Origin of the sequence: Rhodopila sp., assembly GCF_965276935.1 — a bacterium.
Classification (GTDB): domain Bacteria; phylum Pseudomonadota; class Alphaproteobacteria; order Acetobacterales; family Acetobacteraceae; genus Rhodopila.
Window position 1 is genome coordinate 914,589 of the sequence record NZ_CBDIBS010000002.1, and the last position, 19,183, is coordinate 933,771.

The 19,183-nt window shown below is 63.1% G+C and carries 17 protein-coding genes and 1 tRNA gene; 6 read left to right on the top strand and 12 right to left on the bottom strand.

Annotation, left to right across the window (positions count from 1 at the left end; all coding sequences use genetic code 11):
* Positions 1 to 133: 133 nt before the first annotated feature.
* Both ACQY4S_RS07240 and ACQY4S_RS07245 read right to left on the bottom strand, forming a co-directional pair.
* Positions 134 to 1,876 (bottom strand): IS1634 family transposase, encoded by a 1,743-nt coding sequence (locus ACQY4S_RS07240; RefSeq protein ID WP_428483124.1) that lies wholly within the window; start codon positions 1,874 to 1,876, stop codon positions 134 to 136.
* Positions 1,877 to 2,030: 154 nt separating this feature from the next.
* Positions 2,031 to 2,840 carry an IS5 family transposase gene (locus ACQY4S_RS07245; protein WP_428483489.1) on the bottom strand — a complete coding sequence of 270 codons (810 nt, stop codon included), beginning with the start codon at positions 2,838 to 2,840 and terminating at the stop codon, positions 2,031 to 2,033.
* A 253-nt stretch (positions 2,841 to 3,093) separates the two neighbouring features.
* On the opposite strand from ACQY4S_RS07245, the gene ACQY4S_RS07250 reads away from it, so the two are divergent.
* Complete coding sequence (locus ACQY4S_RS07250) at positions 3,094 to 3,957, top strand: glycosyltransferase family 2 protein (protein ID WP_428484512.1); 864 nt, start codon at positions 3,094 to 3,096, stop codon at positions 3,955 to 3,957.
* Between the two features lie 289 nt (positions 3,958 to 4,246).
* On the opposite strand, the gene ACQY4S_RS07255 is transcribed toward ACQY4S_RS07250, so the two are convergent.
* The 5 genes from ACQY4S_RS07255 to ACQY4S_RS07275 all read right to left on the bottom strand — a co-directional run bounded on the left by ACQY4S_RS07255 (position 4,247) and on the right by ACQY4S_RS07275 (position 9,397).
* A complete protein-coding gene (locus ACQY4S_RS07255) occupies positions 4,247 to 6,013 on the bottom strand; it encodes a c-type cytochrome (RefSeq protein ID WP_428484513.1) in 1,767 nt (588 codons plus the stop codon).
* 266 nt (positions 6,014 to 6,279) lie between these two features.
* Entirely contained in the window at positions 6,280 to 6,654 is a 375-nt protein-coding gene (locus ACQY4S_RS07260) for a hypothetical protein (RefSeq protein WP_428484514.1), read from the bottom strand.
* A gap of 1,172 nt (positions 6,655 to 7,826) precedes the next feature.
* Positions 7,827 to 8,171, bottom strand: coding sequence for a hypothetical protein (locus tag ACQY4S_RS07265; protein ID WP_428484515.1), 345 nt, complete (start codon positions 8,169 to 8,171; stop codon positions 7,827 to 7,829).
* A 208-nt stretch (positions 8,172 to 8,379) separates the two neighbouring features.
* Positions 8,380 to 8,462 (bottom strand) — tRNA-Leu (locus ACQY4S_RS07270).
* 32 nt (positions 8,463 to 8,494) lie between these two features.
* On the bottom strand, positions 8,495 to 9,397 hold the full coding sequence (locus ACQY4S_RS07275; protein WP_428484516.1) for an NAD(P)-dependent oxidoreductase: 903 nt from the start codon (positions 9,395 to 9,397) through the stop codon (positions 8,495 to 8,497).
* Positions 9,398 to 9,514: 117 nt separating this feature from the next.
* Between ACQY4S_RS07275 and ACQY4S_RS07280 the strand changes: the two genes are divergently transcribed.
* Both ACQY4S_RS07280 and ACQY4S_RS07285 read left to right on the top strand, forming a co-directional pair.
* A complete protein-coding gene (locus tag ACQY4S_RS07280) occupies positions 9,515 to 11,326 on the top strand; it encodes a transglycosylase domain-containing protein (protein ID WP_428484517.1) in 1,812 nt (603 codons plus the stop codon).
* Positions 11,327 to 11,672: 346 nt separating this feature from the next.
* Positions 11,673 to 11,843: a hypothetical protein gene (locus ACQY4S_RS07285; protein ID WP_428484518.1), complete on the top strand. Its 171-nt coding sequence runs from the start codon at positions 11,673 to 11,675 to the stop codon at positions 11,841 to 11,843.
* 191 nt (positions 11,844 to 12,034) lie between these two features.
* Here ACQY4S_RS07285 and ACQY4S_RS07290 read toward each other — a convergent pair whose 3' ends face one another.
* Together ACQY4S_RS07290 and ACQY4S_RS07295 are read right to left on the bottom strand one after the other, a co-directional pair.
* Positions 12,035 to 13,141: an acyl-CoA dehydrogenase family protein gene (locus ACQY4S_RS07290; RefSeq protein ID WP_428484519.1), complete on the bottom strand. Its 1,107-nt coding sequence runs from the start codon at positions 13,139 to 13,141 to the stop codon at positions 12,035 to 12,037.
* 123 nt (positions 13,142 to 13,264) lie between these two features.
* On the bottom strand, positions 13,265 to 14,455 hold the full coding sequence (locus ACQY4S_RS07295; RefSeq protein ID WP_428484520.1) for an acyl-CoA dehydrogenase family protein: 1,191 nt from the start codon (positions 14,453 to 14,455) through the stop codon (positions 13,265 to 13,267).
* Positions 14,456 to 14,570: 115 nt separating this feature from the next.
* Between ACQY4S_RS07295 and ACQY4S_RS07300 the strand changes: the two genes are divergently transcribed.
* Positions 14,571 to 15,047 carry a DUF29 domain-containing protein gene (locus ACQY4S_RS07300; RefSeq protein WP_428484521.1) on the top strand — a complete coding sequence of 159 codons (477 nt, stop codon included), beginning with the start codon at positions 14,571 to 14,573 and terminating at the stop codon, positions 15,045 to 15,047.
* A 69-nt stretch (positions 15,048 to 15,116) separates the two neighbouring features.
* On the opposite strand, the gene ACQY4S_RS07305 is transcribed toward ACQY4S_RS07300, so the two are convergent.
* Positions 15,117 to 15,662 carry a Uma2 family endonuclease gene (locus ACQY4S_RS07305; protein ID WP_428484522.1) on the bottom strand — a complete coding sequence of 182 codons (546 nt, stop codon included), beginning with the start codon at positions 15,660 to 15,662 and terminating at the stop codon, positions 15,117 to 15,119.
* Positions 15,663 to 15,719: 57 nt separating this feature from the next.
* Complete coding sequence (locus ACQY4S_RS07310; RefSeq protein ID WP_428484523.1) at positions 15,720 to 16,949, bottom strand: CaiB/BaiF CoA transferase family protein; 1,230 nt, start codon at positions 16,947 to 16,949, stop codon at positions 15,720 to 15,722.
* 178 nt (positions 16,950 to 17,127) lie between these two features.
* Here ACQY4S_RS07310 and ACQY4S_RS07315 point away from each other — a divergent pair, with 178 nt between their 5' ends.
* Positions 17,128 to 17,640 carry a hypothetical protein gene (locus tag ACQY4S_RS07315; RefSeq protein WP_428484524.1) on the top strand — a complete coding sequence of 171 codons (513 nt, stop codon included), beginning with the start codon at positions 17,128 to 17,130 and terminating at the stop codon, positions 17,638 to 17,640.
* A 407-nt stretch (positions 17,641 to 18,047) separates the two neighbouring features.
* Complete coding sequence (locus ACQY4S_RS07320; protein WP_428484525.1) at positions 18,048 to 18,929, top strand: MBL fold metallo-hydrolase; 882 nt, start codon at positions 18,048 to 18,050, stop codon at positions 18,927 to 18,929.
* 20 nt (positions 18,930 to 18,949) lie between these two features.
* Here ACQY4S_RS07320 and ACQY4S_RS07325 read toward each other — a convergent pair whose 3' ends face one another.
* Entirely contained in the window at positions 18,950 to 19,180 is a 231-nt protein-coding gene (locus ACQY4S_RS07325) for a hypothetical protein (protein WP_428484526.1), read from the bottom strand.
* Positions 19,181 to 19,183: the final 3 nt, after the last annotated feature.

The following is a 19,183-nucleotide window of genomic DNA, read 5'->3' on the forward strand; positions in this document are numbered from 1 at the left end:
GTCAGCAGCGCATGGAAACTGGGATGTAATGCTGCACAAACTCGATTGCTGTCGATCAGCCGGCTTAGACTGAACTTTACCGTCTTTTCGACGTAAGTCATTGATCCGACTCCGGACCCCACCTGCTTGCTGTCTACGCTGCCGTCAATTCGACCCCCAACAGACTGAGTGCGCGGCGCTGTATCGGCGTTGCGGTGGTCTGAACGGTAAGCATCTTCTGCCCTGCGAAGCAGACGGTGTTTCGGGCCAATGTTGCCAGATCGCCCAGCAGGGTGCGGAAGCTGTGCACCGGCTGGAGCTCGCCGCTAGCGTCCACCACGCGCTGCGTCGAGGCCTTGCGATAAGCCGCCTTGGAGACCTTGGCCTTGGCCACTGGCGACGTCCGCTCTGCTTCGGCCGACGCGCGGTCATGATCGTCGAACAACATCGGCGCCAGCGGCTGGCGCATATGCCACTCCAGGTAATACGCCAGCATGCACAGCAGGACATGCGCGCGTACCCGCGGCGCGGTCCAATGGAACACCGGCCGCAGGTCCAGATCGACGCTCTTGAGGCAGCGGAACGCGCGCTCTACCTGGGCCAAGGCTTTGTAGGCCCGCACGGTCCCGGCGGTATCGATCTGCTTGGCGGGGAGGTTGGTGCGCAGCACGTAAAAGCCATCGAACCTGGCTTCATCGGCGATCGCTTCGGCCTTGCGCGTGAAGTCAAATGCGGCGTCGGTGATGGTCAACGCGAAATGCTTGGCCATCTTGCGTTTGCCCAGGAGAGCGCCGACCGCGCGGCCGATGTCCCCAGCCCCGCGCAGAGGGTTCTTCGCGCGCGTCACCCGGGCCTGGATCTTGCTCAGGTCGGCCTCGGTCAGCGCCAGTAACGCGTCACGCTTGCGTTGGCGTTCCGCCGCCAGCAGCGGGTTCTGGCACACCACCAGCCGTTCGTCGGGATAATCCGGGCTGCTGATCTCAGCCATATCGCGGGTGTCGAACAGGGAGAATTGCAGCTGTCCGCCTTCCGCCAGTTGCCGGATCGCCGGGGCACGCAGCGCGGTGATCCAGTCTAGGCCGGCGGGGCGGAGGGCTTGTTCGATCCGTGCGGCGGTGAGCATGCCGCGGTCGCCGACCATCACCACGTGGCGCAGCCGCAAGCGCTGCTTCAGCTTGCTGATCTGCGCCGCGACGGTGGCCGGGTCGGCGGTGTTTCCCTCGAACACCTCGACCGCCACGGGGCAACCATCCGCGGCACACAGCAGGCCGATCACCAGTTGCGGCCGATCGCCACGGCTGTCGCGGCTGTAACCGTGGTGGGCCAGCGGACAGCAGCGGCCCTCGAGGTAGGTGGAGGTGACGTCGTAGAGCACCAGCGCGCCGTTCTTCAGATGGCGGCGGGCGAGTTGGTTTTCGATGAAGGCCTGCTCGCTGCCGAGCCAGTCGAGGGTGGTGTAGATTTCGCCGGCGGTAACGCAGCCAAGGCCGAGGCTTTCACCCAGCGAGTGGCTGGCGGTGGCGCTGTCGAGCATGCGCGCTGTCGCCAGCTTCGCCGCCGGGTCGAGCAGTCTGGCGACGATCAGCGCCAGCGCCAGGTCACGGCGGCGCGGCGGGGCGCGGCGCGGCAGCAGATCGTCGAGGCCGATGCGCCGTGCCACGCTCAGCGCCGCAAGCACGTGGCCATGCGGCAGCGAGCGGCGGATCTCGAAGCCGTTGTCACCAACCGGGGCGAGCGGGTCGCCACGCAGGGCAGCACGCAGAGTCTCGATGCGCTCGACCGGCAGCTTGGAGAGGTTGGCCAGCGTGCGGTTCTTGACCTTGCCGTCCTCGCGATAGGTTTGGCGCAGGAGGAAGGACGGTTTGGCGTTACGGTTTGGGACCTTGGCGATGTGCATGAGGCATGGAATCAAACCGGTTCGGCCTGTGTCAAGGAGAAATTCGCCAAATGCTTGACTACGTTCGTGGCACGTTTCCTTGGTAATCAACCGGATGGCTCAAAAACACAGCAAAGTTCGGCTTAGAAGAAAGGATGCCTACATCTAGAGGCTGTTATGAACCTACCGCCAGTGAAGCGACGCGTTTGAGCATGAGGCATACAAATGCAATGAGGTGAAATCCTGCCAGAGTACTGGCATATCGTTCATAATCCCTGACCAGGCGCCGAAAGCGGGTCATCCAAGCGAACGACCGCTCGACCACCCAGCGACGCGGTAGCAAGACAAAACCCTTTTTGGCTTCCGGCAACTTGACCACAACCAGTTCGATACCGTTGGCTTCGGCGGCCGCGGCGGCGTTGGGACCATTGTAGCCCTGATCGGCGAACGCAACCTCGACGTTGTTGTCACTCACGGCCTGCACCGTCCGGGTCAGTCGGCCGACCTCAACCCGCTCGTCGACATCAGCCGCAGTGACGTGCAGTGCCAGCAGACTGCCCAGCGTATCGACCGCCAGATGCAGCTTCGAGCCCTTTTTGCGCTTGGCACCGTCATAGCCCGCACGCTGCCCGCTTTCCGGCGAGGACCGCAGGGTACGGCTGTCGAGAATGACGGCGCTTGGCTCTGCTGAGCGGCCCAAGGCGTGGCGGAGCACCGCCCGCAAATCGTCAACCAGCGCCTCGAAACAGCCCGCTGCCAACCACCGCTGCGCCTGCTGGTAGACCGCTGCCCAGGGCGGCAGGTCATTTGGCATCCAGCGCCATTGCGCGCCGGTCTTGATGATGTATCGCAGGCCGTTGAACACTTCCCGTAGCGGATGGGCCCGTTGTCCGGCATCCTCCGCCAGCAAGGTCAGGTACGGCGCAACCAAAACCCATTCTTCATCAGTTACATCAGACGGGTAGGGCTTGCGGACGGTGCTCATGCCTGCAAACTTGGTGATTACTCCGCCGCAGGTCCATAACAGGCTCTAGCGCATCGGGGCAGACAATTCTTGCTTAGTCACTCCATCCGTTTATGATATTATTCCGTTGTAGACGGATCGGTGGAGACCGAGATGCAAACCGAGCCTAGGTTTATCGACGATCGATCTCAGGTAGATTTTTTGGTAATCATCCCGACGTTTCGGCGGCCGGAGTTCTTGGCTGAGGCAGTCGCCAGCGTGCTCAACCAAACTAGTGTCACAAAAGACATTACTTGTGGTCGATGATTGCCCCGACGGATCGGCGGAAAAGTTCATCCGCAGCTTGGGCTCCGCCGAGGTAATTTATCATCGCAATCCGCACCCGACCGGCGGTTGGTGCGGCAGGGTTCGCAATTGCGGGCTGCGCTTCGCGCAGGACCTCGGTATCCGAGCCAGTTTCGTCCATTGTTTCGACGACGATGACCTCGTACCGGCTGGCTACTACAGCCGCGCCAAACAAGCCTTTGACGAGCATCCGCACACGGGTGTCGTCTTTGGGATCATGACACCGTTTTGTGTGTTCGCCGATGATCCGGGTCGCCGTCAGCGGCAGGAACGGCAACTTAACTATCTGATAAAGTTACGCGCGACGGCTGCCTGTCTGGCACGGATGTATCAGCAGATTGACGCCATCCTCAGACTGCCGCTGCTGTCGAGATGGCTGTTTGCTTTGCAGTCGATGTTCGGACCGGAGATGTTTTTGTGCAGCGGCGGCATGATCCGTTATGCACATATCATGCAGATGGGCGGGTTTGATCCAGAAGTCTGGCTCATCGAGGACTACGAATTCTTTTCGCGAGCGATCCGGCGGTATGGGGTCTATTTCCTCGACGAGGTCGCCACGCTGTATCGTTCGGGCAGCGCTGACTCGTTGTGGAATCCGCTCGATCTCACCGAGGCGACTAACACGGGTCAGGTCCGTAAACAGGAAGCGGCCCACAGCCTGAGCTTACGGCAGCAAAGGCTTCGCAGGGAGCTTGGCAGCGGAAAGTTCTTCACGCTGAAGATTGTCTATCGAGCGTTCATCAAACCGACCTTCTATCGGGTTGTGGTTCCGTTGATGTTGCGGTTCGCCTAATCGTCAGGGCCGGTTTTAGGTGTCAGCCGCCTGCGCGGCGGGTAGCTCAGGATCAGATTCTTCATGACTTCCCGCTCTTCTAAGCCGCCTGTGCAGCGGGTAACACCCTCTGTTCAAGCCCGGCGTCGATCAGCAACTTCTAAGCCGCCTGTGCGGCGGGTAACTGTACATACTTGACGACCGACGGCGCGATGGCCAGCGTAGCCCAACCATGACGACTCCAGAAGAATTTTATGACTTCTCCGTTACTTATTTGCTCATCGTGCGCCTATCGAGGCCCGATACACACTTAGTGCGTGCTGGGATGCCCCAGCGCCCACACGTAGTCAGCCACCGCCGCGACATCGGCCTGAGACAGTTGCACACCACCTTTGGGCGGCATTCCGCCGGTGTGTTCCTTGGGCTTGACCACACCATGGTCGATCGTCTGGGTTATTCCCTGCACGCTACCGTCGCTCCATAGGTAATGGCCGCTTGCCAGGTTCGATCCCACCTCGGATCCCTTGCCGTCGGTGCCGTGGCATCCGGCACAGGTGCCGCCATCCGCCTGGCCGAGGAAAATGCGCTCGCCCAGCGCGACCTGGTCCGGCGAGGCGCCAGGCGGTGTCGGCAGGGGCGCGCCGGCGTTGGGATGAATGCCTTCCGGCGGCAGCGGGTTGCCGGACGCCGAGGCCTGCTGTGTCGTGGGCGCCGGTGCGGCGGCGGCGATCCCGGCTGTCTTGTTGCCTCCCTGGAAGGTGACCTTCCAGATCCGGCCGCCCACATCGTCAGCGATATACAGCGCGCCATCCGGCCCCACTGCAAGGCCGGTCGGGCGATGCGCCGCCCTGCCCGGCTGCTTGTCGCCTCCGGCGAAGCCGTCGGCAAAGACGATGAAGGGACCGGAAGCCTTGCCGTCGGCCAGCGGCTGGAACACCACGTTGTAGCCGCCCTGCGCCCCTGGCGCGCGGTTCCAGGAGCCGTGGAAGGCGAGGAACGCGCCATCCTTATAGGCGGTCGGGAACTGGCTGCCGTGGTAGATCAGCATGTCGTTGGGCGCCCAGTGCGCCGGGAAAGCCGCGACCGGGGCTTGCTTGCTGGCACAGACTCCGACTTTCTTGCCGCCATCGCCGCCGTATTCCGGGGCCAGGACGAGCTTCTTCTGGTCGTAGTCGTAATAGCACTCCGGCCAGCCAAAATCGGCGCCCTGTCGTTCCTGAACCAGTTCCTCGGCCGGTTCATTCTGACCTTGGTTCGATTTGTAGAGGGCTGGCCAGTTCTCCCAGAGCTGGTCACGGCCGTGCTGGGTCACGAAGATCCGGCCGGCGGAGTCGAAGGAAATGCCCTCGCCGTTGCGCAGGCCGGTGGCAAAGCGCTGCGCCGGCGAGAACCGCTGGCCCAGCTTGTTGGCGTCAAAGTGCCAGGTGCCGCCGCGGGTTTTCAGCTCGGTGCAGGGCTTGTCGCCCGGCACGTCCGGCATGCGGTTCTGGCTCTGGCAGGAGTTGGTGGCCGACCCCAGGTCGACATACATGTTGCCGTTCGCGTCGATGCCCATGGGATGCATGGGATGGTCACCGCCCAGCGGCAGGCCGGACACCACCGTCTCTGGCTTGCCAGTGGGGGCGATGCCGTTTGACGGCAGGGCATAGCGGACGATGAGATCGTTCGTCTCGGCGTAGATGTAGTTCTTATACAGGGCGATGCCGGTGCCGCCGGCATCGCCCTCGGGCTTGGTGGGACCGAAGCGGACGATCTGTTCGGCGTGGCCGTCGCCGTTGGTGTCCTTCAGGGCGATCAGCATTCCGCCAGGTGGCGGCGTGTCATTGTGGAAGTACACGCCGCTCCAGGTATTGACGTAGACGGTACCGTTGGGTGCTACCACGAGGTGGCGGGCATGGCCGAGCTTGTCGGCGAAGACGGTGGCGCAGAAGCCGGGCGAGAGGGTGATGCCGCCGGCGTCGGCCTTGCAGTCTGTCTGGGCGCGGGCGGGTGATCCGGTTGTCAGCAGCAGCGTCGTGGCGAGGAGGGTCGCGACGGTGAAGGCGGACGTGGTTCCCATGGTCTTCTGAGAGTTCATTCGCGGCAAACTCCTTGGCGTCTAGGTGAGCTTCATGTCACCTTCTGGCAAGGAACTGGTTTCTTGGCAACCGGGGTGGGCGCATATGAAACCATGCACGGGATGTCGAGCCGCCGCCGAACGGCAGTAGAATTCCAGAAGCAATGATATGCCTGGTCGCGACAAGGCAGGCCGCTTCTGCCAGCTTTCGTCGCGCGATGCCAAAAGCTGTCGCGGCAGCGCACCCGAACAGCCGCGGCAGTGCTGTTCGGGTGTGCGCTTGCCGGCTATTTGCCGTTTTTCGTGCCGCCGGCGGTTGGACTGTTACCGGCGTTGGCGGACGCGCTCTTCCCAGGCTCAGACTGGCCGGAACCGGCCGCCGGCGAAATGACCGTTACAGAATCGGGATTGATTGCTATAAGTACTGGCTGACCATGCGAGTCAGTCGCATGCGCCACGAACGAGGCGGGCGTGAGCTGTATGTTCTTGTAGCCGGCCTTCTGCAGGTCCTGCATGATATGTTGTCGGATGCTCATGCCACTTGATTGGCCGGTCTCGGCTGGTGTGTTTGTCGTGGTCGTCGATGATGTGGATGATTGCGCAGCCGCGGGCAGCGCGAACGCAACGGCGAGGCCGGTTATGGCCAGGATTTTCGGGATCATGATTTCCTCGTTGTATGGCATGTCAGAAGATCGCGGCACCCAGGGTGCTGATCTGCCGCTTGTCTCTAAAGGTAAGTCGGCGCGGAAGGTTTTATTTGCCGTGGAACACAAACTAGGGGTGTCTCCGGTTTAATTCTGCGGCAAGGCCGGATAAGGAATATCGTGTGGTTGCTGGTGACATCCGTTCTGCCGTTGCTGGTCAAGCGCTGCCTTGATGCCGAGCGAGGCGGGCTATCTGACACGATCACACGCGATCTAGATCTCGTCGCCGTGAATGGCTAATTTTGGCAGCATCAAGGCTCTGCAATACAACCAGATCGCTGGTGGAATAAGCCTCCGTGATGTGAAGTGGCGGGGCAAATGGCGCGGCCATCAACGATCTTTCTAGCGATTACCACCGGCTTCGCCTGGACCTTGACATGCGGGGCGCGAACATATCTCGCTTATTCGCATCGGCAGGCGCTGTTGCATCAGTCACTGGCGGACAGGCCGCCGTGAGCGCTTAGCGGGACGGCTGGAAGGTATGCATCGATGTTCTGCGCCCGCGCCACTGAAATTTTGGGGCGCTAGTTCCGGGACGCTGATCCTGCCGAGTGTAGTCGTAGCTGCATGAACAGGAGAACGGCTTGCAGTCTCTCAGCGTTCGAACTCGGCGCGGGCGTCTCGTGTTGATCGCCTTCTTTCCAAAATATTTGTCAAGGTGACTATACTAAAAGCAATGCCATTTACTGTATAAAAGAGACGTTATCACTTTACGATACACATCTATACAGGGGGGCGTAGGTTGGTCTATGTCATTTTTAGAAGTCGATGCACTTGAGTCGACGACCACGAACCGTCGCGTGCTGTTGGGATGTGGCGGTCGTTGGGGCCATCGGCAATCGCCTGCAATGTTGTCGCACCAGTCGCACGAATTTCCGCTACGGTGGCGGAGGTCGCACGCGCGGGACTGCGCGTTGGTGCGGTTGGCATTTGCGCCGTTGGCCTGCCCTACTTCGCGGTTGGCAAGATTGCGGGGATTTCCGAGCGGCAGCCCGCGCGCACGTTGCGCGGCAAGAGCTTGCTTCGTGCGGAGGATTATCGTCGTGCGCTCGTTCTCCGCGAACAACGTATAAAAAGATGTATCAGGCAAGGATCATCTTATCAATCCGAACGGAATTGTCCGTAATGTCTTAATTTGTAATTGGTAGGCGGCGTTTCCGGCGAAAAGCAATCCACCCACCGGCCACCATCCCAAAGAGGTGGGTCACGAACAAGCACCGGACATGCCACAGACTGTAAGTGAATACACTCGCGCTGACTTCGGTAAGCCGCCCATGGTTGGCGACAAAGTAGCGGCCGTTTTCCATCTTCCCATTCCAAGCGTCACCGCCGATGAGAATTGCTATGATGACAAACGCGATAAAGTTGACGATGGCGACGGCGACAACGGTTTTGAGCAACCGCATCATGCTGCGGCTACCGCGCTTCTTCGGCTGCTCGGCTCGCGCGTCGCTCAGCGTTATCACGTCTGTCATGCCTCATAGTTTGTCGGTTAAGATGATTTCAAATCAAGATATTATTAGATTGTCGCATCGGACGAACCTCATATGATCCGAATGGCCGAGGGGAAAATCCTAAACGACCACCGCCCAATCGCCGTCGGTTTTGTGAATTGATGTGAAATCGTCTTTCCATCCTGACGAGACCATTCAATCTACAAAAAATCCCGACGTATTATAGGTATGCCCACCGCCGGACTCGAACCGGCACGTCGTTTCCAACTGCGGATTTTAAGTCCGCTGCGTCTACCATTCCGCCAGGCGGGCATAGACCCCTTTTACCGTCGCCCACCCGATCCCTACAACCCGCACGCGATATCCAGCGCCATCCGGATCAGCTTGTCGCTCGCCTCCGGCGTGCGGAACGCGCTGTGCGCCGATAGCGTCACGTTCGGCAGCGTGGTCAGGACATGCCCGGCCGGCAGCGGCTCCACGTCGAACACATCCAGCGCGGCGTGCCGCAGGTGCCCGGACCGCAGCGCCGCTATCATTGCCGCCTGATCCACCACCGCCGCCCGCGCCGTGTTCACCAGGATCGCCCCCGGCCGCAGCTTCGCCAGCCGGTCAGCGGTCAGGAACCCGCGCGTCTCGTCATTCAGCAGCAGATGCAGCGACAGCACCTGGCTCTCCGCCAGCAGCGTATCCAGGTCGACGAACGTCACCCCCGGCGCCGATTTGGGCGAGCGGTTCCATGCCAGCACCCGCATGCCCGATCCGGCGGCAATCCGCGCCACCTCCGCCGCGATGCCGCCAAAGCCGACCAGGCCGATCGTCTTGCCGGTCAGTTCCATGCCTTCCGTGCGGATCCAGTTGCCGGCGCGCATGCCGCCGTCCATCCTTGCCAGCCCGCGCGCCGCGGCCCACATCAGGGCGATGGCATGCTCGGCCACTGCGGTATCGCCGTAGCCCTTGATGGTGTGCACGGTGATGCCGATGTCGGCCAGCTGCTCCGGATGCATGTAGCTGCGCGCGCCGGTGCCGAGGAAAATCACATGCTTCAATCCAACGCATCGTTTCATCGACTCGGTCGGCAACTGGGTGTGGTCGTCGAGGATGAAGTCGTAGCCGGCACACAGTTCCGGCAGTTCGTCCGGCGTGATGGCGCCGCGCTCCTCGACCACCACCGGCGGATCGGTCGGCCGAACGACGCGGTGGAAGACCGCGGCCAAGTCGTCAACCGCATCCATGAACAGGCCTTTCATCGGGTCCTCCTGACGCACAACGGCCACAAGTTTGCGCAACGTTGCGGCTGGCGACAAGCCGTCGCATCACCGGCGGGCAAAATCTGCTAGACGGCCCTTTCGACCCACGAGATGAGAATGGCCGCACCCGCCACCGCCCTGCCCCGCGTATCCGTCCCGCCGGCCAAGCCCGTGCGGCAGACGCCGAATAAACCCGCGCCTCCGCCACAATCACGCAAGCGCCGCGCGATGCTGTGGCTGCTGCGCTGGGGCTTCATCGTCACGGTCTGGGCGATCCTGGTCGGTGCCGTCGCCGTGCTGTGGTTCGCCCGCGACCTGCCAAGGCCGCAGGACGCGCTGGACGCGACCCGCCGCCCCAGCCTGACGTTGGAGGACCGATCCGGCCACATCGTCGCGACCTTCGGCGACCTGGTCGGCCAGCCGCTGCACCTGAAGGATTTTCCGCCGGCGCTGCCCGCCGCTGTCGTCGCGGTGGAGGACCGGCGCTTCTGGCATCATGGTGCCATCGACCCGATCGGGCTGCTGCGCGCCGCCTGGGTGAACATCAGGGCCGGACGCGTGGTGCAGGGCGGATCGAGCCTGACGCAGCAGGTCGCCAAGACGCTGTTCCTGACCAATGCCCGCACCGTCCGCCGCAAGATCCAGGAACTGTTGCTGACCCTGTGGCTGGAGCATCATTTCACCAAGCGGGAGATCCTCGAGATCTACCTGAACCGCGTCTACCTCGGCTCCGGCGCCTGGGGCATGGACGCCGCGGCGAAACAATATTTCGGCGTCTCCGCCCGCCGAATAAGCCTGGCGCAGGCCGCGGTGCTCGCCGGATTGCCGCGAGCGCCGTCGCGCTTCAATCCCAGGATCAATCCTGATGCCGCACGCGCCCGTGCCAGGGAGGTTCTGGCCGCGATGGTCGAGACGGGTGTGATCACCGCCGAACAGGCGCGAACCGCCGCCGGTCAGATCGCATTTTCGTCCAGCCCGGTGGCGGCCGGATGGTTCGCCGACTGGGTGGCGGCGCAGTCGCAGGCGCTGCTGGCGCCGGATGCCGACGCCGTGCTGCGCACTACGCTGGACAGCCGCTTCCAGGCCGTGGCTGAAAAGCGGCTGGACGCCCTGCTGGACGGTGCCGGCGCGGCGGCCAACGTCAGCCAAGGCGCGGTGGTCATCGTCGACGCCGCCACGGGAGCCGTACGGGCGCTGGTCGGCGGCCGCGACTACCGCGAAAGTCCTTACGATCGTGCCGTCCTCGCGCGCCGGCAGCCCGGCTCCGCCTTCAAGCCGTTCGTGTGGCTCTCGGCGCTGGAGAAGGGCATGGCGCCGGACGACACCGTGCTGGACGCCCCGCTGCGCATCGGGTCCTGGAGTCCCGTCAACTTCGAGCGCCGCTACCTGGGCGAGATCACGCTGACGGACGCGCTGGCGCAATCAATTAATACCGCCGCCGTCCGCCTTCTGCTCCGTGCCGGCGGCCCCCGAACCGTCGCCGGCACCGCGGCTCGCCTAGGCATCGCCGACCGGCTGCCCATGGATGACTCGCTGGCGCTCGGCACCGGGGAGGTTGGGTTGCTGGAACTGACCACCGCCTACGCCGCCTTCTTCAACGGCGGGTTCCGCGTGGTGGCGCATGCGCTTGAGAAGACGCCGCATCAACCGCGGCTGGTGATCGAGCCGGAGAAAGCGGCGATGATGGCGCGTATGCTGACTGCGGTGGTGGCGCACGGCACCGGTCGGCCCGCCTCGGTCCCTGGCCGGGTGGTGGCGGGCAAGACCGGCACGACACAGGATTTCCGGGATGCCTGGTTCATTGGTTGCGTGAACGGCGTCCTGATCGGCACATGGCTCGGCAACGATGACAACGAGCCGATGCGGAACGTTCAGGGCGGCAACCTGCCCGCCAGGCTGTTCCACGACATCGCGACCGGGATCGAGTGACGCTTCATTCGCCATCGCGTCCGTAGGCGACGACGCGCCGGTTCAGCAACTTGGCGACGCAGCACGCCGAAGAGATAAGCTGCGATTTACAGCGCGATTGGTTTAGGCTGACCCACGAATCGCGCTTTAACTCGTTGTCTGATCGCGTGATTCACGCCTTCTGACTGGGTCAGCCTCAGGCGATCATGCCTCAAGTGTCACGATAATTTACAACTGCACCTAACGCGCTCTCTTGGCTCTGTTAACGCTTTGAATCCAAATGCAATCGGACGCTAGCACGATTTATGCATGCCAGTCGATCGGCGCTGGTCTGGGGAAACATGTGGCTCCAGTCGGGAGATTGCATATGACAACGAACGACAAGGTTTCAGCGATCGCGGGTCCGCCCTTGCTCGTCGGGCTGACAGCTCTCCTGTTACATCTCCTGCCGACGGAAGCAGTGAATTTTCTGGTGGTGTGGACGCTGACCTCGGTCCCGGTCGGTATGCTGATCGGACATTGTTCGCTGAAGGAATGACCGTTGCGCGGGAAGGCTGGCAACCAGGCAAAAACTGCGACAAATCAGGCAGCGGGTCGTCTGATCTCGTAGTAGCGGGAGCAAGCCAGTCATTCAGCCTCTCTCCAAGCCAGTGCCGCACGGCCTGGATGGGCCGGCCCTGCGGCAGCAATGCCGTTGAAAGCGCTGTACACCGCCGCAAACGGGGTTGATCAGTAACCCATCAGACGAGCATAGCGGTCGCGGCAGAACGCGGTGTCTCCAAAGCTCGCTTGTGCGACACGGGCGCGCTTCAGGAAGAAGCCAATTTCGTGTTCGTCGGTCATGCCGATGCCACCATGCATCTGCACACCCTCATTACCGCAAAGAAACAGCGTATCGTTGGCCTTGCCTTTCGCCAGGCTGACCAACGCGGCGGCATCATTACCGCCTTGATCCAGGGCCGAGACCGCTGCCAGTATGGCGGAGCGGGTCATCTCCACCTCACAGAACATCTGCGCCGCCCGGTGCTTCAACGCCTGGAAGGAGCCGATGGCCACACCGAACTGCTTGCGGTCCTTGAGGTACTGAACAGTCCGCTCGAACGCCTCGCTGGCGCTGCCCAGCATTTCCGCCGCCAGCCCGGCGCGAGCGTAGTCCAGCACGGGTTCCAGAATGTCGGCACCACCGTTGAGCCGGCCGAGCACCACGCCGGAGACGCCATCAAAGCCGAGGTTGGCGGCGTTGCGGCTATCGACCATCGTCAGGCGCGTGCGAACCAGGCCGGGCGCGTCGGCCGGAACCAGGAACAGCGTGATCCCACTACCCGTGCGCGCCGCAGCAATCAGTGTGTCGGCAACATGCCCGTCCAGCACAAAGGTTTTCTGGCCGGTCAGCCGGTAGCCCGCGCCGTCCCGCTCGGCTTTCAGATCGATGCGGGTGGGCGCGTGGCGGCTACCTTCCTCCAGCGCCAGGGCGAACAGGTGCTCACCGGCAACCAGGGCCGGAAGATACTCGGCCTTCTGATCTTCCGATCCGGCCATGGACAGCAGGGAGGCGCCGAGAACGGCTGTGGACAGCAGCGGGGACGCGACCAAGGTGCGGCCGGCGGCTTCCATCACCTGGGCCAGACCAGTGATGCCGAACGCCGATCCGCCATAATCCTCGGGGACCAGAAACCCGGTCCAGCCGAGCTCCGCCATTTCCCGCCACAGCGAACGGGAGAAGCCAGACGGGTCCTTGTCGTCGCGCAGCTTGCGCAGCGCGGTGATCGGGCTGCGTTGCTTGAAGAAGTCCAGCGCGGTGTCGCGCACCATGCGGGCTTCTTCGGTCAGGATCATCGGCATGGCGTCAGGCCATGATCGTCTGAGGTTGTATCATCGTGCGTGTCCGATCATGGTCTACCTCTTTGTTTGATCGCGTGATTCACGCCTTCTGACTGATCAGCCTCAGGCGATCACGCGCTAATCCGGCAGGCCAAGCACGCGCTTGGCGATGATGTTCAACTGGACCTCGGAGGTTCCCCCCTCGATCGTGTTGGCCTTGGAGCGGAGCCATTCGCGGGTCAGGCGAAGCTGGTCCGGGGTGAAGCCGTCGCCTTCCCAGCCGAGACCCTGGAAGCCCTCGGCCTCCAGGATCGTCTCGTAGCGGCGCTTGTTCAGCTCGGTGGCCTGATACTTGAACATCGCCGACAGCGGGCCGGGCGGCGTGCCGGCCTCGGCTTCTTCCGCGGCGCGGCGGCGGGTCAACTGGAAAGCGTGCGAGTCCATGGCGAAAGCGGTGATGTGTTCGCGTAAGGTAGGGTCGGCGATGCGGCCGTCGGTTTCGCCGACAAGATGTTTGGCAATGGTCTCGACCGGCGTTTCGAATTTTGCCGCCTGACGGGCGCCGATGCCGCCGATGCCCTTGCGTTCGTGCTCCAGCAGCCGCTTGGCGATGGTCCAGCCCTTGTTCAGTTGGCCGACCAGGTTGCCGGCCGGCACCTGGACGTTTTCTAGGAACGTCTCGCAGAAGACGGAGGCGCCGCTGATCAGCCGGATCGGTCGCGGGCGAACCCCAGGATCAGCCATGTCAATGAGCAGAAAACTGATGCCGTCGTGTTTCTTCACCGTGGGGTCGGTGCGCACCAGACAGAAGATCCAGTCCGACAGGTGCGCGTTGGAGGTCCAGATCTTGTGCCCGTTGACCAGGAAGTGGTCGCCCTGAAGCACCGCACGGGTGCGCAGGCTGGCAAGGTCCGAGCCGGCTTCCGGTTCGCTATAACCCTGGCACCAGCGGATCTCGCCGCGGACGATCGGCGGAATATGGGCCTGGCGCTGCGCCTCGGTGCCGTATTCTAGCAGGACAGGACCCAGCATCGACAGGCCCATGCCGCGAAGCGGCGCGCGGCAGCCGAGGTCCTGCATCTCCTCCTCCAGCACCAGGGCTGCATCGCCGGACAGGCCGCCGCCGCAGTATTGTTTCGGCCATGTCGGCGCGGTCCAGCCCTGGGCGGCCATGCGGTCGAGCCAGAGTTTCTGTTCAGGGCGCTTGTAGACGGCTTGCTTGCCGCCGGCGACCTGCTCGTCCTCCGGCATCCAGGTGCGCATAGCGGGCGGACAGTTTTCTTCCAACCAGGCGCGGGTTTCGGCGCGGAAGGCGGTCAGGGTGGGCATGGACGCGTTCCTCGAGGCTTGTGGTGTTGGGAAGGCAAGCATCATCCACGCATGGCGGCAAGCGCAGCGGTGAGACTTGATGGCCTTTTTTGGCTGAACAGGATAATACGAAGTCATGCCAGACGGAATTTATGAACGAGACGTCCTGTCCTGGTCCCAGCACCAGGCCGACCTGCTACGCCGCCTCGCGCGGGGGGAGCGGGTGAATGACGTGGATTGGGAGCACGTTGTCGAGGAGATCGAGGACGTCGGCCTGTCCGAGCTGCATTCCGTCGAAAGCTATTTTGACTTGATGCTGGTGCATCTGTTGAAGCTTCATGGCTGGCCCAACAGCCAGTCGGTGCAACATTGGCGAATGGAGCTTGGATCCTTTCAAAAGAACGCGGCTCGCCGCTTCACGCCGTCAATGCGGCAGAGGATCGACCTGACCAAGCTTTACCGCGATGCACTGGAACAGCTCGACGGTGTGTACTGCGATAGCCTGGCTCCGCGTCCATGGCCTATCGAGTGCCCATTTGCGCTGGACGACCTTTTGACAAAGCCTCGGGCCGTGCTGGAGGGCCTTTTGAATACACCTCTGCCTCCCGCATGAGGTGCTTGAATCCCGCCCGAACATTGATGAAGCCGTGCTGAGACATTCCTCTCCAGCCGTCGAATATTCTTACCTAATGTCGTCGCCGTAAGCCTCGGCCACATCAAGCACGATCCCCGGCGGGTCCAGCCGGATCATGCCGACGTTCACCGTGCGAGAAACGATTTCGTCGCCCGCCCGCGCATGATGGATGATTTCCCGCCGGCGTACGCGGACGATCAGGTAATGCTGGATCGACGGAACACGAAAATAATCGGCCAGCTTTTCACCGCTATCAAGCGACTGAGTCGACGGCGACATTACCTCAACCACAACCACCGGATTGGTGGCCGCCGTCGCATCCGGGGACAGCCTGGGGCCGCAATTTACCACGGCGTCTGGTTCATAGTCGGTGTCTTCATCCACCTCTATCGTTACACCGTCGCCGAGCGCTTCACAGTCCAGGTCAGCGTCTCGTATGGCACCATCTAATGCGGCCCATATGCGGTTCTTGATCCGCACATGCTGGATGCGCTCGGGCGACATGGCGACCGGCTCACCCGCAACCCGCTCGAACCGTTGGGTCTGACCCTCGGTCCACTTATGGTACTCCTGGCGCGTCAGGCGAAGCGGCATATCAACCTCCTGCCGAGCGACTGTATCATGCCGCGAAGGCAAAGGGCAGCGACGGACCTACACCGCTCCCTCGGCCCGCAGCGCCGCCACGGCCTGCGCGTTCAACCCCAGCCATTCGCCCAGCACATCGTCCGTGTGCTCCCCCAGCACCGGAGACGACGTCAGCGCCGGCGGCCTGCCGTCGATCCGCACCGGCCAGCCCGGCATCTTGAAGTCGCGATGCATTGGGTGGCGCATCACCTGCATGATGCCGCGGGCCTCGAAGCTCGGGTCCTCGTGCAGTTCCATGGTGTCGAGCACCGCGCCGGCCGGGATCCCCGCATCGCCCACTGCGCGCATCGCATCGTGCTTGGTGTGCCCCCGGGTCCAGGCGGCGATGATCGCGTCCACCTCCGGCTCCCGGCTCACGCGGTCCTGCGGTGTGGTGTAACGGGCGTCGCCGATCAGATCCTCCCGTCCGATGAGTTTCAACAGCCGGTCCCAGTGGTCCGGATTCGCGCGACTTGTCATGATGTAGACGTAGTCGTTCGGGCCACCGGGTGCGCAGGGATACAGGCCCATCGGCGCGTTGCTGACGCCGGGCACCTTGCTGCCGCCGCGTTTCACGGGCCGGCCGGTGCGGCCCTGCGTCGCGAAATTGATCCGCATGTAGTGCATGACCGCATCCTGCATCGCCACTTGCAGACGGTGGCCTTGCCCGGTCTCCCGCCGCTTGTACAGCGCGCCCAGGATGGTGATCGCCATCAGCATGCCGGTGCCGGTATCGCCGAGGGAAATGCCAGGACGCGTCGGCGGCCCGTCCGGGTCGCCGGTCACGCTGAAGGTGCCGCCGCAAGCTTGCGCGATCATGTCGAACGCCAGGTTCTTCTCATACGGGCTGCCCTCACCGAAGCCCTTTACCTGGGCGTAGATGATGCCGGGATTGAGCGGCCTGACGACGTCGTAGCCAAGCCCCAGCCGCTCGATCGCGCCAGGCGCGAAGTTCTCGATGCAGACGTCGGCCTGGCGCAGCAGGTCCTTCACCACCGCCAGCCCGGCCGGTGACTTCAGGTTGACCGTCATCGACCGCTTGTTGGCATTGAAGACGTGAAAGTAATACGGGTCGTTGTCAGGTTGGCCCGGCCGCAGACGGCGGCCGGGGTCGCCCATCTTCGGGTTCTCGATCTTGACCACGTCGGCGCCAAGCCAGGCGAGCGCCTCGGTGCAGGATGGTCCGGCCTCGAACTGCGTCAGATCGACGATCTTCACGCCGGACAGGAAGTTCACTTCGGCGACTGGGCTGGACATCTTGCCTCCTTCGGGCGCCTGCTGGACGGGACGCCGTTGTGCTTGCTTGGTCAGGGCAAAGCTGCCACAGACGGCGGCGACCGGCCAGGGTCTTCCCGCCAAACCGCGCGCCTCGCGGGCGGCGTGGGGCGCGGCATTCTCCGTCCGGTCAGGCGTGCGCCGCCGTCGGCAGCGGCCGATGGCGGTTCGCCGTATCCCTCAAGCCGGCTATTTTGTTATGAACTGTGAATCAACAGTGTCGGTCGACGTGCCCTCGGATGTCGTGAACAGCGGCGTGTCATCATTGGAGGCAGACGATGACGCGTTGCCAGCCGGTTGCGACGGCCTGGAAGCAGCAAATGGGGATGAACTGGCAGAACCAGTCGTCGTGCCCTGGCTGGTCGTGTACAGCGGCGTTTCAGTCGCGGCCGAAGCCGTACCGCCGGCCGTCGCCGAAGTGTTGGGCAAAGCGAAGTCGGATGAAGGTTTGAAAAAATCCGGCACGCCGCCCGTCTGGCCATCCGACGTCTGGCTATCCGACGTCCGGTTATCCAACCCCGGGCCATCCGTCGGCCGGTCATTCGCGGTCCCGCCGCCCGCCGTCCTCGGCTTTGGCGCCATTGCCCGTTGCTTGGGCACTTCCGTGCCGGGCATGCCAAACGTCGGCAGCCCGAAGTTCTTATTGAGCGGCTCCCACGTCGGCGGCCTGTAGAGCGGCGTCTGGTACGGCTGGCCCTGGCCGTACCGTGCCGTTTGTGCGAAGGCCGGGGCGCCCGCCAGCAGCGCGAGCGCCGCATAAAGGATGATCCGGTGACGCGTCATGCGGTTTAACCTTTCGATGCGTCGGCAGAGTGATACCAACAGGATTGGTCAATGCAAATCCCGCCTGCGTGAGCCGCCGCACGATCCGGCGACCAGACCTGTCACGACCTCGGCCGCGTTGCCTTCCCGCTCACGAACCGCATCTCAGGGTTGACGTCAATGAACCAAGGCTTGCCGCTTTCCGACCATTGCGATGGACAGCATTTCTTCAATCCTGGACCGAACCGACCAGCACGCGGACTGTTGCAGGTGCTCCGCTGGCGCTTTAGCAACAAGCGCGCCGCATGGCCAAGGCACGTGACCGATCCGGTCTTTGCCCCGCCACCCGCCAGCGTGGCGCCTGGCCAGGCCGCGATCAGTTTCGTCAACCACGCCACGTTCCTGATCCGCGTGGCCGGCATGGTGGTGCTGACCGACCCGATGTTCAGCCCACGCTGCTCGCCGGTCGGCTGGGCTGGACCACTGCGCGCGCGGCCACCCGGCATCACGCTGGCGGATCTGCCGCGTCCCGACGTGGTCCTGCTGTCGCACAACCACTACGACCACATGGATCTGCCGAGCCTGCGGGCAATACAGCAACGTTTCGCGCCGTGCTTTGTAACGACACTCGGCAATGCCCGTCCGCTGGCTCGATTGGGGATCGATGCGACAGAGCTGGACTGGTGGCAGGACGTGCGGCTGGATACGCTGCGCATTACCGTCACGCCGGCCCGGCACTTCGCCGCGCGCACCCCATTCGACCGTAACCGCACACTGTGGGGCGGCTTCATGATCAAGACCACGGGCGGCCAGATCCTGTTCGCTGGTGATTCCGGTGCGGGCTTGCACTGGCAGGACATCCGGTCCCGACTGGGGCCGCCAGACGTAGCCTTGCTGCCGATCGGCGCCTATGAGCCGCGCTGGTTCATGGCCGCCGTGCACATGGATCCCGCCGAAGCCGTGCAGGCGCATCTGGCGCTCGCCGCGCGCCACTCGATCGGCATGCATTTTGGCACCTTCCAGTTGACCGACGAGGCGATCGACGCCCCACTGGAAGCGCTGGCCGAGGCCCGGCGCGCCGCCAGCCTGTCGCCCGACACCTTCACCACGCTCGGCTTTGGCGAGACGCGCCTGTATGATATCGATTCAAGCCAAGGCGATAGGACGCAAGCCGGCGCTGCTAGACCATTTTCAGGCTGACCGCACAGCCAGAAAATGGTCTAGCCCCTTGTTTGATCGCATGATTCACGCGCTTTGAACGGTCCGCTCAGCGCGATCATGCCGTTTGTTTGATCGCATGATTCACGCGCTTTGAACGGTCCGCTCAGCGCGATCATGCCGTTTGTTTGATCGCATGATTCACGCGCTTTGAACGGTCCGCTCAGCGCGATCATGCCGTTTGTTTGATCGCATGATTCACGCGCTCTGAACGGTCCGCTCAGCGCGATCATGCT